At 63.2% G+C, this 13,820-nt stretch carries 11 protein-coding genes; 9 read left to right on the top strand and 2 right to left on the bottom strand.

Translation table 11 applies throughout. From position 1 onward, the window contains the following. Positions 1 to 151 precede the first annotated feature (151 nt). The 8 genes from ACFULT_RS08610 to ACFULT_RS08575 are packed head-to-tail and all read left to right on the top strand — an operon-like array spanning position 152 to position 10,897. The gene (locus tag ACFULT_RS08610) at positions 152 to 1,459 is read left to right on the top strand and encodes an NtaA/DmoA family FMN-dependent monooxygenase (RefSeq protein WP_037113735.1); all 1,308 of its coding nucleotides are present in this window, start codon (positions 152 to 154) and stop codon (positions 1,457 to 1,459) included. Positions 1,460 to 1,489: 30 nt separating this feature from the next. Further along, positions 1,490 to 2,803, top strand: coding sequence for an NtaA/DmoA family FMN-dependent monooxygenase (locus ACFULT_RS08605; RefSeq protein ID WP_037113738.1), 1,314 nt, complete (start codon positions 1,490 to 1,492; stop codon positions 2,801 to 2,803). 32 nt (positions 2,804 to 2,835) lie between these two features. Further along, positions 2,836 to 4,125, top strand: coding sequence for an NtaA/DmoA family FMN-dependent monooxygenase (locus tag ACFULT_RS08600; RefSeq protein ID WP_378481229.1), 1,290 nt, complete (start codon positions 2,836 to 2,838; stop codon positions 4,123 to 4,125). 26 nt (positions 4,126 to 4,151) lie between these two features. After that, positions 4,152 to 5,663 (top strand): MFS transporter, encoded by a 1,512-nt coding sequence (locus ACFULT_RS08595; RefSeq protein WP_378481228.1) that lies wholly within the window; start codon positions 4,152 to 4,154, stop codon positions 5,661 to 5,663. Next, entirely contained in the window at positions 5,660 to 6,949 is a 1,290-nt protein-coding gene (locus ACFULT_RS08590; protein WP_378481227.1) for an NtaA/DmoA family FMN-dependent monooxygenase, read from the top strand. Before ACFULT_RS08595 ends, ACFULT_RS08590 begins: the two co-directional genes overlap by 4 nt. Then, positions 6,949 to 8,412: an MFS transporter gene (locus tag ACFULT_RS08585; RefSeq protein ID WP_378481226.1), complete on the top strand. Its 1,464-nt coding sequence runs from the start codon at positions 6,949 to 6,951 to the stop codon at positions 8,410 to 8,412. Before ACFULT_RS08590 ends, ACFULT_RS08585 begins: the two co-directional genes overlap by 1 nt. Then, positions 8,376 to 9,572: an NtaA/DmoA family FMN-dependent monooxygenase gene (locus tag ACFULT_RS08580; protein WP_378481361.1), complete on the top strand. Its 1,197-nt coding sequence runs from the start codon at positions 8,376 to 8,378 to the stop codon at positions 9,570 to 9,572. Before ACFULT_RS08585 ends, ACFULT_RS08580 begins: the two co-directional genes overlap by 37 nt. Continuing rightward, the gene (locus ACFULT_RS08575) at positions 9,569 to 10,897 is read left to right on the top strand and encodes an NtaA/DmoA family FMN-dependent monooxygenase (protein ID WP_378481225.1); all 1,329 of its coding nucleotides are present in this window, start codon (positions 9,569 to 9,571) and stop codon (positions 10,895 to 10,897) included. The genes ACFULT_RS08580 and ACFULT_RS08575 overlap by 4 nt, the downstream gene beginning before the upstream one ends. Before the next feature lie 73 nt (positions 10,898 to 10,970). Here the strand turns inward: ACFULT_RS08575 and ACFULT_RS08570 are convergent, their stop codons facing one another. Further along, positions 10,971 to 11,822: a GntR family transcriptional regulator gene (locus ACFULT_RS08570; RefSeq protein WP_052059579.1), complete on the bottom strand. Its 852-nt coding sequence runs from the start codon at positions 11,820 to 11,822 to the stop codon at positions 10,971 to 10,973. 415 nt (positions 11,823 to 12,237) lie between these two features. Here ACFULT_RS08570 and ACFULT_RS08565 point away from each other — a divergent pair, with 415 nt between their 5' ends. Beyond that, complete coding sequence (locus tag ACFULT_RS08565) at positions 12,238 to 13,044, top strand: ABC transporter ATP-binding protein (protein WP_241483944.1); 807 nt, start codon at positions 12,238 to 12,240, stop codon at positions 13,042 to 13,044. Positions 13,045 to 13,089: 45 nt separating this feature from the next. On the opposite strand, the gene ACFULT_RS08560 is transcribed toward ACFULT_RS08565, so the two are convergent. After that, positions 13,090 to 13,752 carry a DNA alkylation repair protein gene (locus ACFULT_RS08560; protein ID WP_378481224.1) on the bottom strand — a complete coding sequence of 221 codons (663 nt, stop codon included), beginning with the start codon at positions 13,750 to 13,752 and terminating at the stop codon, positions 13,090 to 13,092. Positions 13,753 to 13,820: the final 68 nt, after the last annotated feature.

Raw genomic sequence — 13,820 nt, 5'->3', positions numbered from 1 at the left:
GTTCGGTCGGTGGTCATATACCGCTCACCGACCGAACTGCGTGCGAGAACGCAGAAGACGAACGGCGAAATCAGGCGGCTATCAACCGCGCGGTCTCTCGAAACATCCCCGCGGTGAAGTCGACTCACACACCGGAAGAAACGAACGGACTATGACAGACAACAGATTTCATCTCGGCTGGTTCGGCAGCTTCGTCCCGGCCGCCTGGAACACCGCCTTCGAAGGCACCGACAGCGAAGACTGGTTGAATGGAGACTTCTACGTCGATTTCGCCCGGACGCTCGAGCGAGCGTGTTTCGATTTCCTTCTGCTCGAGGACTCGTCGATGGTGTCGGACACCTACGGCGGTAGTTCGGAGGCAACGCTCCGCACGGGCGGCTGGGCACCGAAGGGTGACCCCATGGCTCTCGCGCCGCTTCTGACGCGGGCAACAGAGCGATTGGGAATTTCGATCACGGCGTCCACCTCCTTCTATCCGCCCTACCTCCTGGCTCGGTCGATCGCATCGCTCGATCACCTGTCTTCGGGGCGAATTGCATGGAATGTCGTCACCTCCAGCGAGGATCGCGCCGCACAGAACTTCGGGATGGAGACGCTTCCCCCACACGACGAGCGGTACGCCCGGGCAGACGAATACGTCGGACTCGTCGAGAAACTCTGGGATTCCTGGGACGCCGACGCGGTGGTGATGGACCGCGCGACGTCCACCTACGTGGACCACACGAAGGTCCACACCGTCGACTTCAAGGGCAAGTACTACTCGTCCCGCGGCCCCCTCAACACGCTCCCGTCCCCTCAGGGCCGTCCGGTGATCACGCAGGCAGGCGGGTCCCCCGCCGGTCGCGATTTCGCGGCCAAGCACGCCGACATGATCATGGCCCTGCCGAAAGGGGTTCCGGCGATGAAGGAATATCGCGCCGACATCCGGAGGCGGATGGCCGAGTACGGACGCGACCCGGATTCGGCCAAAGTGATGTACGTCGTCTCGCCGATACTCGGCGAGACGCACCAGGACGCACTCGATCGCAAGGAACGCAAGGCCGAGGCGGTACGTGCCAATCCGATGGGTCCGCTCATCGGCTGGTCGGCGAGCATGGAGATCGACTTCTCCACATTCGATCTCGACAAGCCACTTCCGGACGACGTCCACACCAACGGACATCAGTCGACGCTGGAGAACTTCCGTAAGTGGGCAGATGGACGCACACTCCGTGAAGCGTGCGTCGCATACCGCACCGAATCCATGGAGCTGGTCGGCACTCCCGACGAGGTAGCCGAACAGATGGGCCAGGCCATGGACGAGATCGGCGGTGACGGATTCCTCATCTGGAGCCAGCCTCACAACCGGCGCTACATCGGCGAAATAGCCGACGGCCTGGTCCCTGCCCTGCAACGCAGAGGACTCATGCGTACCGAGTACGCAGGCGAGCACCTTCGCGATCATCTTCTCGAATTCTGACCCGACACGTCTCGATCACTGGAGAACAACATGACTGCCGACAAATTTCACCTGGGTTGGTTCCTCGGAGCCGGGTTCGGTGTCCAATCCTGGAACCAGCCGTGGTCCGGTACCGGTGCCACCGACTGGATGATGCCCGATCAGTACGTCGACCTTGCGCACTCGCTCGAACGCGCGTGTTTCGACTTCCTGATCATGGAAGATTCCGTACAGGTCTCCGACACCTACAAGGGGTCGATGGAGTACTACCTCGCGACGGCATCGGCTGCGCCCAAACATGATCCCGCTGCGCTTGCTGCGATCCTGTCGTACACCACCAAGCACCTCGGGATCGTACCGACGCTCACCACGACGTTCTACCACCCCTATACCGTCGCTCGATTGATGTCGACGCTCGATCACATCGCGGAAGGCCGAATCGGCTGGAACATCGTGACCGGCAGCAACACCCGTGCAGCCCAGAACTACGGCTTCGACATGCCCGAGCACGATCTTCGTTACGACATGGCCGACGAGTTCGTCGAACTGACTCGCAAGCTGTGGGACTCGTGGCAGGAGGGCGCCGTGGTGGCCGACACCGCGCCAGGTGGCATCTACGCCGACCACGAGAAAGTGAACCGGATCGACTTCGAGGGCAAGTTCTACAAGTCCCGAGGACCGCTCAACACCGTTCCCAGTCCGCAGCGACGCCCGGTGTTCCTGCAAGCCGGAGGCTCGGACAAGGGCAAGGAGTTCGCCGCCAAACACGCCGATGCCATCATCTCCAACCCTCACGGGACCGACAAGATGCGCCGCTACCGCGAGGACATTCGCCAAGGCGCCGCCGAAGCCGGGCGCAACCCCGACGACGTCAAGGTCATGTACCTGATCTCACCGATCCTGGGTGAGACGACTGCCGAGGCCAAGGCCAAGCAGCAGCGACGGCAGGACGCAGCATCGCGCAACATCGATGGCCTGCTGGCCGGCCGCTCGCATCTGTCCGGTATCGACCTCAGCCAGTTCGACCTCGATGCACCGTTACCTGCAGACCTCGAAAGCAACGGCCACCGAAGCAGTTTCGCCGAGTTCAAGGGAGACGGGACACAAACCCTGCGTGAGCGGATCACGAGCCACAGTGCAATCGACACGCTCGAATTCGTCGGCACCCCGGACGATGTCGCCGACATGATGGACGGCGTCATGCAGGAGGTCGGTGGCGACGGGTTCCTCATCGCCGGGGCGCCGATGAACCGCAGATACGTCGCCGAGATCACCGACGGGCTCGTCCCCGCACTCAAGCGTCGCGGGTTGACCCGTACCTCCTATGAGCACAAGCACTTCCGCGACAACCTTCGCGCATTCTGATCCGTCGATCCCGCAACGTAGAAAGAGGAAAAATGTTCCACTTGGGTTGGTTTCTGAGCTGGCAGGTGCAGTCGTGGAACCAGATGTGGTCGGGTGAAGGCGGTACCGAATGGAACCATCCCGAACTCTACATCGACATGACGCAGGCCCTCGAACGTGCAGGATTCGACTACATCATGTTCGAGGACGGCTCGTTCGTGCCGGACTCGTTCGGCGGGAACGCAAAGTGGTGGTTGGCCAACGCACGGTCGGTCCCGAAGCAAGATCCCCACTCCCTGCTCCCCATCCTGAGCCAGTTCACCGAGCACCTGGGACTCATCGGCACGATGACCACGTCGTTCCATCCGCCCTACATGGCAGCTCGCACGGCTGCGACGCTCGATCACCTCAGCCACGGCCGAGCAGGCATCAACCTCGTCACCTCGCACAACGTGCGCACCGCGCAGAATTTCGGGTTCGAGGAGATGTTCGAGCACGACCACCGGTACGAGATGGCGAACGAGTGGATCGATCTCGTCAAACAGCTGTGGGCGTCGTGGGAACCGGACTCGGTGCGCCTCGACCGCGAAGCCGGCGTGTTCGCAGATTTCGAGAAAGTCCACGCCATCGACTTCAAAGGCACGTATCACTCGTCTCGCGGACCACTGAACACCACACCGACGCCACAGGGCCGTCCGGTGATCTGCCAAGCCGGTGGCTCACCGGCGGGACGCGGATTCGCGGCCAAGCACGCCGAGACCATCTTGGCGCAGGTCGAGAGCGTCGAGGCGATGAAGACCTACCGTGACGACGTTCGCGCACGGATGGTCGCCGAGGGCAGAGATCCGGACTCGTGCAAGATCATGTTCATCGTCAGTCCGGTACTCGGTGAGACTCGACGTGAGGCCGAGGACAAGCACGAACGCATTCTCGCCGGATTCCGCAACGACATCGACGTCAACCTTGCCTCCATGTCCTATGCCAGCGGAATCGACTTCTCGAAGTTCGATCTGGACGCGCCGATCCCTTCGGTGGAGACCAACGCGGGTCGCGGCACGATGGCGTTGATCGGGGCCAACACCACCGGAATGACTCTGCGTGAGGCCGCCAGCTCGGACATCCGCAAATCGGTCGACCTGATCGGGACGGCCGACGCGGTGGCAGAGCAGATGGGTGAGATCGCAGCGGAAGTCGGCGGAGACGGATTCCTGATTGCCGGCAGTGTGCACCGCAGGTACATCAGCGAGATCACCGACGGTTTGGCGCCGGAGCTACGCAAACGAGGTTTGATCCGCGACGGGTACGCGCACGAATTGTTCCGCGACAACCTGATGGACTTCTGATCGACGCTGCAGGGGCGTACACGCCGGTGGATGCGCGGCCACCGTCGCGGCCCGACAACTATCCGTGGCGAGTACTGTCCGTCACCGGGCTGGGTATGAGCATCACCTTCGTCTCGGTGAGCATGCTTCCAGTGGCCCTGCCCGACATGAGTGCAGGCTTGAACGCCTCTGCAGCACAGACCGATTGGTTCATGCTCGCGTATCTCTTGACGACCGCCGTCTTCATTCTGGTTCTCGGCAAGGTAGCCGACATCCTCGGCCGAAGGCCGGTCTATCTGGCAGGCCTCGCGCTGCTGACGGTCAGCGGTGCGGTGATCTCGCTGTCGAGCGATCCAGCACTGGTGATCGGGCTACGGGTCGTGCAGGGTGTCGGCGCTGCCGCGGTGATCACCAACACCACCGCGCTGCTGGTCGAGGCCTTCGCACCTGCGCAGCTCGCGATCGGAATCGGCTGGAATATCACGATCATGTCGCTCGCTGTTTCGATCGGCCCGCTTCTCGGCGGTGTTCTGACCGAAACAACAGGGTGGCGCGGCGTCTTCGGAGTCGTTGTGCCCCTCGGTGTGCTCGGGACGGCCTGGGCCGCGATCACGTTGCGCCGGACCGATCGGCCTCCTCGCGCAGCGAGGTTCGACTACGTCGGTGCGATGGGGTCGATGATTGTGCTCGGATGCCTCGTCTACGGGGTGAACCGTGGTGGCAGCGTCGGTTTCGGTTCGGTCCACGCGTTGTTTCCCTTGGCCGTGGTCGTCCTGGGGCTTCCCCTGTTCTGGTGGTGGGAACGACGCACCGTCGACCCGATCGTCGACCCCTCGTTGCTGACCAGCCGCTTCCGCGGCTGCGCCTACAGCGCGTCGTTTCTCGTCACCATCGCCGAAGGTGCGGTGGCAGTGACGATGTCCCTGTACCTCCAGAGCGTCGAAGGACGCAGTCCGATCGAGGCCGGACTGCAGATCACGGCACTGGCCGTCGGCACCACGATGATGTCGCCGATCGCCGGTCGGCTGGCGACACGCGTACGGACGCGAGTGCTGACCACGGCCTCCACCCTCGGCACGGCCACCGTCCTCACGGTGCTGGCTCTGCACATCGGCGGACCGGCAGCGGATGTGCCCGTCGTCGTCATACTCTTCGCGCTCGGACTGACCGGCGCGATTTTCAAGACCGCGAATGCTGCTGCAATCAACGTCGGCGTACCGCCCGATCGATCCGGCATGGCGAACGGGCTCCGTGTATCGCTGGACAACACTGCGGTGACGGTCAGCACTGCGCTTGCGTTGGTCCTGGCCGTGTCGGCATTGCCTCCTGCGCTCCGCGAACTCGTCTACTCCGGGGACGCCCTCATGCTGCCGGCCTCGGAAACAAGCTCCCTGACAACAGGGTTCGTCGTGGCAATCGCCATGATGGCAGCCAGCGCCCTCGCCGCCAGTGTTCCGTCGACACTGCGCGGAGTCCGAGACGACGAACCGTCGGAAATCCGGAGAGTCCGTCGCCTTTCATCCGAACGACAATCGAGAACAAGGAGTACACGGCAATGACCAAATTTCATCTGGGGTGGTTCACCAACTTCTCCAATCCGCCGTGGAACACCACGTGGGCCGGCGACGAGGGCAAGACGTGGGCGAACGGTGAGCTGCACGTCGACTTCGCGCGAGCACTCGAGCGGGCCTGCTTCGACTACATCATGCTCGAGGATTCGTCGATGGTCTCGGATGCTTTCGAGAACTCGTCCCGCGTCGACCTGAAGTACGGCCTCTACGCCCCCAAACACGATCCGGTCACGCTGGTGCCGGTGCTGACGGCCGCGACCGAGCACATCGGAGTCATCGCAACCTGCTCCACATCCTTCTACCCACCGTGGCTGCTCGCCCGCCGCTTCTCGACGCTCGACCACGTCAGCAAGGGCCGTGTCGGCTGGAACGTCGTCACCTCCAGCGAAGATCGTGCTGCGCAGAACTACGGTATGGACAAGCTGGCCGAGCACGACCAACGATACGAACGCGCAGACGAATTCGTCGATCTGGTCAAGCAACTCTGGGCATCGTGGGAAGACGACGCGATGGTTCTCGACCGCGAGAGCGGCACCTACGTCGATCACACCAAGGTGCACGTCACCGATTTCCGTGGCAAGTTCCACGCCTCGCGCGGCCCCCTGAACCTTCCGAAGTCCCCGCAGGGTGAACCGGTGATCTGCCAAGCCGGCGGTTCACCCCGCGGCCGGGAGTTCGCCGCGCGCAACGCCGAGACCATTCTGAGCGCAGCCAAGGATCCCGTCGCGATGAAGGCGTTCCGCGACGACATCCGGATGCGAATGGAGAAGGCAGGACGCGATCCCGACAGCTGCAAGATCATGTTCATCACCCAACCCGTGCTCGCCGATACCGACGCCGACGCGAGGGCGAAGGTCGAACGAATGACTGCGGACGTCGACTCACGTATCGAATCCGCACTCGGTCACATCTCAGCCCTCACCGAAATCGACCTCTCGAGTTACGAACTGGACGAGGAATTCCCTGAACTGACCACCAACGGACATCGAACGACTCTGGGCGACTTCCTCTCCTACGGAAACACGCCGCGCAAGGCCGCTCTCGGCTGGTCGATGAAGAACGTGCACTACGTGGGAACGCCCGACTCGGTCGCCGAGCAGATGGGCGAGACGATGGACTTCGTCGGAGGCGACGGATTCCTCGTCACCGGCAGTATCGGTCGACGCTACGTCGGCGAGATCACCGAGGGGTTGGTGCCTGCACTGCAGCGACGCGGCCTCGTACGCACGAAGTACGAGCACGCGCACTTCCGTGACAATCTCCTGTCGTTCTGATGCGCTTCCCTCGACGCGATTCGGTCGTGCCAGGGCCGGTGTACGCGTTGGCGTTCGTCAACGTGTGCATCGGGCTCGGGTACGGCGTCGTCGCACCGGTCATCCCGGTGTTCGCACGGGATTTCGGTGTCAGCGACCTCGCAGCGTCGTCCGTGGTCAGCATCTACGCGTTCACTCGCGTGCTGGCCTCGTTCGGTGCGAGCCGCATACTGCTCCGCTTCGACGAGCGGACGGTCCTCACTGTCGGACTGCTCCTCGCCGCGGCGTCGTCACTGGCCGCAGCTTTCGCGCCGACGTTTCTGGCGTTGCTGGTGCTCCGAGCGGTCGGGGGAATCGGCACGGCGATGTTCACCGTATCGGGGCAACAACTCCTCTTCAGGTACAGCACAGCGGCGAGTGGAGGACGCACCGCGTCGGTGTTCCAGTCGGGTTTCCTGATCGGTGGGGTACTCGGCCCGGTGATCGGCGGCGCCGTCGCCCTGGTGTCGCTGCGAGCGCCCTTCCTGACGCACGCGATCACTCTGATCGTCGGCGTTGCGGTGGTGTGGCTGGCGTTCCGATCCAGCGACCGTAAGGACGCGGCAGCCGGCGTCGAGCACGACCTGTCGACGCGGCCCGAGCAGATGAGTCTGCTGGACGCGCTTCGTCATCCAGGCTTCCGCGCGGCGATCTCGTCCAACTTCGCCAACGGGTGGATAGGGAACGGCGTTCGCTTCACTCTCGTTCCACTGTTCGTCGCAACAGTCATCGGTGGGAGCCCGCTCGTCTCGGGGTTGGTCCTGGTCGTCGGCGCGATCGTACAGATCGTCGTCGTCAAACCCGCCGGCATCCTCGTCGACCGGTGGGGACGTCGGCCGATGCTGGCGGCAGGATCGGCCTTGATCTTGTTCGGGATCGTTCTCCTCGCTGTGTTCCCGACCCTGCTGGTGCTGGTCTTCACCATGATCCTGTGGGGTGTCGGCGGAACGTTCGCGATGGTCTCGAGTGCGGCCACGGTGGGAGACGTGCTGCATGGCAGGGGAGGAACGCCGATCGCCGTGTACCAGGTGACCTTCGACGTCGGAACCATGCTCGGCCCACTCGTCGCCGGTGCTGTGGCCGCACAGGCCTCCTACTCCCTGGCATTCACCGCAAGTGTTCCCGTGGCGGCACTGGCCGTCCTGCTCGCGCTCAGGCCGTGGCGAACCAACGGAACGGCGACCCCGGATTCCAAGGTGGTCGTCACCGACGAATCCGCGACCTCGGCGTCGTCCATCAGATCTTTACCGACCAAGGAACAACGCGAGCACCGCTCGAGAAATGAGGAGAGATGTCAACACCGTTCACCCTCGGCTGGTTCACCAACTATCTCGTCCCGGACTGGACGGGCCCGTGGGCAGGAACCGGCGGAACGGACTGGGCAGACGGATCTTTCGCTGTCGACATCGTGCGCAAGTTCGAGCGAGCGGGAATCGACTTCGTGATGCTCGAGGACTCGACCGCGCTCACCGACATCTACGGGGGCACGTTCGAATCCGAACTCAAGTGGACACCGAGGGCTCCCAAGCATGATCCGATGGCTCTGGCATCGAGACTCGCGTACGAGACCGAGAAGATCGGCATCGTCGTCACCGCATCGACCAGTTTCTATCCCCCGTTTCTGCTGACACGGTTGCTCTCCACCCTCGATCACCTCAGCCACGGCCGAATCGGATGGAACATCGTCACCTCGACCGGCGATCGAGCGGCTCAGAACTTCGGCCACGACACCCTCCCTGTCCACGACGAACGCTACGAGATCGCCGAGGAGTTCGTCGACGTGGCCAACGCCCTGTGGGCGTCCTGGGACGTCGACGCCGCGTCGCCGATTCACCCTGGCCTGGAGTCCTACGTCGATCACACCAAAGTTCGCACCATCGACCACGCCGGTAAGCACTTCAAGGTTCGCGGCCCGCTGAACACACTGCCGAGTCCTCAGGGCAAACCCGTCATCTGTCAGGCGGGAGCGTCCGCGTCGGGCATCGATCTGGCTGCCCGTGTAGCCGATCTCGTGGTGTCCGCGCCGAAGGGCCGCGCTGCGATGCGTACGTATCGAGACACGATTCGTTCGCGCGCAGCGGGTTTCGGCCGAAACCCGGACGATGTCAAGGTTCTGTACATGGTGACGCCCATCCTGGGTGAGACCGAGAAGGACGCACGCCGTCGCGCGGAGCGATACTACGAGCCCACCGACGCCGCCATCGCGCGGCGTCTGATCATGCTGTCCGGCGACATCGACTTCTCTCGGTTCGACGTCGACAAGCCGATTCCGGACGATCTGCACACCGAGGGGAGCACCAGCATCTTGGAGAATCTACGTACCTGGGCGGCAGGACGGACCATCCGCGAGACTGTCGCGGCGGAACGAACAGAGTCTCTCAGGCTCGTCGGTACGCCTGCTTCGGTAGCCGACGAAATGGAAAGCGTCATCGAAGAAGTCGGTGGTGACGGGTTCCTGTTCTTCGGCGGTGGTGGCGGTGTGCTGAACCGGCGATACGTCGACGACGTGTGCGACGGATTGATGCCAGAGCTTCGTCGCCGCGGCGTCGCGGGCACCGGGTTCCGAGGCCAGAGCCTCCGCGAGCACCTGGCAGGTGCGCGATGAGCACGCCGCGGATGCACCTCGGTTGGTTCACCAGTTTCCGTCCCCCGGTGTGGACATCGCACTGGACCGGGTCCGACGCCGATTCCTGGGCGGACGGACGGTTCCATGTGGAGATGGCGCGGGCTCTCGAACGCGCGGGCTTCGATTACCTGATGTTGGAGGACTCGTCGATGGTGTCCGACATCTACGGTGGGACAACCGAGTTCGACCTCGCCAAGGCTCAGTACGCGCCCAAACACGATCCGGTCGCCCTCGTTCCGATGCTCGCTGCCGCGACCTCCCGACTCGGGATCGTCGCGACGATGTCGACAAGTTTCTATCCCCCGTATCTGCTCGCGCGCACCGTCTCGACGCTGGATCACATGTCGCACGGACGAGTCGGGTGGAACGTGGTGACCTCCAGCGAGGATCGCGCTGCGCAGAACTTCGGAATGGACGCCCTGCCACCGCACGACGAACGATACGAGCGCGCGGAGGAGTTCGTCGAAGCAGTCGACGCGTTGTGGAAGTCGTGGGAACCGGACGCGGTGGTACTGGACCGCAAGTCGGGTACGTACGCGGACCACACCAAGGTCCACGATGCGAACTACGTCGGAAAGTTCCATCGCACGCGGGGGCCGCTGAACACGCTTCCGATGCCACAGGGGCGTCCGGTGATATGCCAGGCAGGCGGTTCACCCCGTGGACGCGCGTTCGCGGCACGCAACGCGGACACCATCATCTGTCAGGCTCAAGGCATCGAGGCGATGAAGGCCTACCGCGACGACGTACGGACGATGGCATCCGACGCCGGTCGCGATCCCGACTCGATCAAGATCATGTACATCGTTTCTCCGGTCTTGGGTGAAACCGATGCCGAGGCAGCCGAGCTCGATGCTCGGTCCAGGGAAGCGACCGACGGCCGAGTGCATGCGGCATTGGCGCACCTGTCGGCTGTGACGGGCAACGACCTGTCGACGTTGGACATCGACGCTCCCCCACCGCCGTTGTCCACCAACGGGCACCGCACCACGCTGGCGGACTTCCTCGCCGGATCCGGGGGCAGCAAGTTCAACGAGGACGGCTCCGAGAAGACGCTCCGACAACTCGCGGCGACCTGGTCGATCACGTCGGTCCCACTGGTCGGAACACCGGAAACGGTGGCCGATCGGATGGAAGAGGTCATCGACGCTGTCGGTGGCGACGGTTTCCTGATGACCGGAAGGCTCGGTCGGCGTTACTACACCGAAGTCACCGACGGTCTCGTGCCGGCGCTGCGGCGTCGAGGATTGGTGCGTGACGGCTACGCGCACAGCCAATTCCGCAACAACTTGTTGGACTTCTGACCCACGCCTCGAAAGCCGCTGTCCTGCTGGACAGCAACGGAGCCGGTACCAGTGCCGGCTCCGTTGCTGTCGATCACAGGTGCGGAGACATTCCGTGATGGTCTGCGGATCCGATGATCGCCACGCGATCGGCGCGGAAGTGTGTGAAGCTCAGCTCTGCCGGGCGACCCTCGGAGTCTCTGGTGATCAATTCCCGCAACAGCACCGGCGCACCGACCTGCATGTCCAGCAGATCCGCCGCACGTTCCTGGCACGAGATCGCTTCCACAACCGAACTGCTGCCGCCGTAGACGGTGCCGAAAATCCGATTGTGCGCCACAGCTATCGGCGGGTACTCGGAATGGTTGCTCTCGATACGGGTGACGAATTCGTCGATCTCGAAATCGGTGATGCAGTATCCGACGCGGAGATACAACGGCTTGCCCCCCATCCGCCCCACCTGCTCGAGCAACACGACGGTGTCCACCTCGGTGCCGATGAAGTTCTGCAGTACCGCAGGCGCGGCAATCCTGCGGCATTCGAGTGTATCCACGGTCAATCGGCCTTCATCCGGCATTCCAGCCCAGGCACGCGGGCCGACCTCGCCATCGCGGACCGCAACGATGTCGTGGGCGACAGACGTTCCAGCGCGTCGGGCACGGAGCACCACGCCGTCGTCCGCGAGCATCTGCAACGCTTTACGCACAGCATTTCGGGTCGCGCCGAGGGTATCGATCAAATGCTGCTCCGACAGTGTCTCGTCGTGCGGCATCGTCCCGCGCCGAATTCCGGATCGAATCAGTTCGTAGACGCGCCGCGGCGACGTGACGAACTTTTCCTGACGTGCAGCTTGGGCACGCAGATACCTCGCACGCTGCTCGTCCGCTTGGCGACGGCGATGCGCTGCTACGGTGCCGGACTCGTTGTCGAAGAAGGGGCGGGTCATACTGTCGAGGCCTTTCGGTGGTACACGTTCGCACGCGAGCTCGAACGACAGGGAGACGGGTTGCCGCGACGATGAGATCAACCGGTTTGCCGAGTCTATAGGAATCCCGCCCGTTTCCCGCTGTGTGATCGAACGGCACATTCACGCTCGACGGACCGTGAACCCGCAGGTCAACGCTACGACACGCAACCGGTCCGGTCCGCGTAATACGTTGTTTACCAACGGGATCGGTTCGGGAAACACCCCTGATGAAGCATTACGGACGTAATCGAACTCTTCGGACGCCTCGGTGGGAGCATGAATGACGACAACAGCGGAACGCTCGATTTCTTCGAACACGCTGCAGGACAGACCAATCGACCAGGTCGACACATCCACGTCCGTCGATTCTGTACTCAGCGTCAAGAATCTCTCTGTGACATACGGCACGGGCTTATCGGCCGTGACGGCCGTGAAGGACGTCTCGTTCGACATCGCTCCAGGTGAGCGCGTTGCCCTCGTCGGCGAGTCGGGTTCGGGTAAATCGACACTGGCCATGACCATCGCCGGGCTGATCGGCGCATCGAGTGGCGCGTCCGTGGTGTCGGACACCCTCGAATTCGAGGGCGTTCCTCAGCAACCGACCACGAAGCGCAGTGTTCCGAGCCGGACCGACGGTATCGCCATGGTGTTCCAGGATGCGATGACCGCTCTCGATCCTGTGTGGACCATCGGCGGCCAATTCAGCCACGTTCTCGCCGGGGCAGGTGTCACCGGTCGCCGCGCTCGAGCCGATATCACGGCCCACTGGCTCGACAAAGTCGGTCTGCACGACGCCCGACGAGTGATGGGCAGTCGGCCGTACGAGCTCTCCGGAGGAATGCGACAGAGGGTCATGACGGCACTGGCACTGTGCGGGTCACCCCGGCTCCTCATCGCCGACGAACCGACCAGCGCGCTCGACGCGTCACTTGCGCGCGGAACGATGGAATTACTACAGAATCTCACCCGCGAAGAGGGGACGGCACTCCTGGTCGTCAGTCACGACATCAAACTCTGCTTGGAATTCTCCGACACCATGCTCGTGATGTACCGAGGAGAACTCGTCGAGCAGAAACCGTCGACCACCATCGTGTCGGGCGCCACACACCCCTACACGAAGGGACTTCTCGGGTGCGTGCCGACGTTGGCGAACCGGTCGGCATCACGGTTACCCGTACTCGGGGACTTCGTCACCAACTGATCGACGCCCTGGCCTCGTGCCGAGAACACAACGCCGACGGACAGGTCAAGTACGGCCGACTTTCATGGCACGCCGGGCTGTCGGGTGCAGTCTGCTGCCGTGTCGCCGGTGGAACTCGGCCGCCCGTGCCGGGTCTGCACGCTTGACTTCCCTCAGCGCAGTTCCGAGTGCGGTCTGGACGAACACTTCCGGATCGTCGATCAGGGCTTCCAGAATGCGTACCGGATCGTCGAGCTCGCCGTTTCGGATCAGCCAGTAGCAGGCGACGATCGAGGTCCGCCGTTCCCACAGGTTGGCCGAGCCGGCGAGAATGTGCAGAGGCTCCTTCGGCCTGTCGAGCAGATACTGTCCGATTACGCGCGGCGCAGCTCGATCCACCAGATCCCAGGTATCGATGTGCGCGTGCTCGTCCAGGTACAGCTCGTACAAGTCGGTCCGCACTGCATCGGCCGCACTGCCCTTCCGTGCACGTGCGTCGAGAATGCTGACCCCGACCATGCGAACTTCGAACCAGTCGGACTGCACGAGTTCTCGGACCGTGCCCAAGTCCAGCCGCCAGTTCGCCTTCGCCAGACCGAAGACCGATCCCATGCGAACTCCGATGATCTGGTTCCGATCGACTCGACGGGCAATCAGGTCCACCTGGTCCGGACTCGACAGAGCACGAAGCTCCTGTTCGATCTTCTCGACGTCACCCATTACGTTCATTCCCTCCAGCGTGCAGCACCTTGTCCCGTGCTGATACCGACCGGCACCGACGGCAAAAATCGTCGGTG

Origin of the sequence: Rhodococcus sp. NPDC057297, from assembly GCF_042667435.1 — a bacterium.
Classification (GTDB): Bacteria; Actinomycetota; Actinomycetes; order Mycobacteriales; family Mycobacteriaceae; genus Rhodococcoides.
The sequence above is the reverse complement of the archived record's forward strand: the minus strand, read 5'-3'. Positions and strand labels throughout refer to the sequence as shown.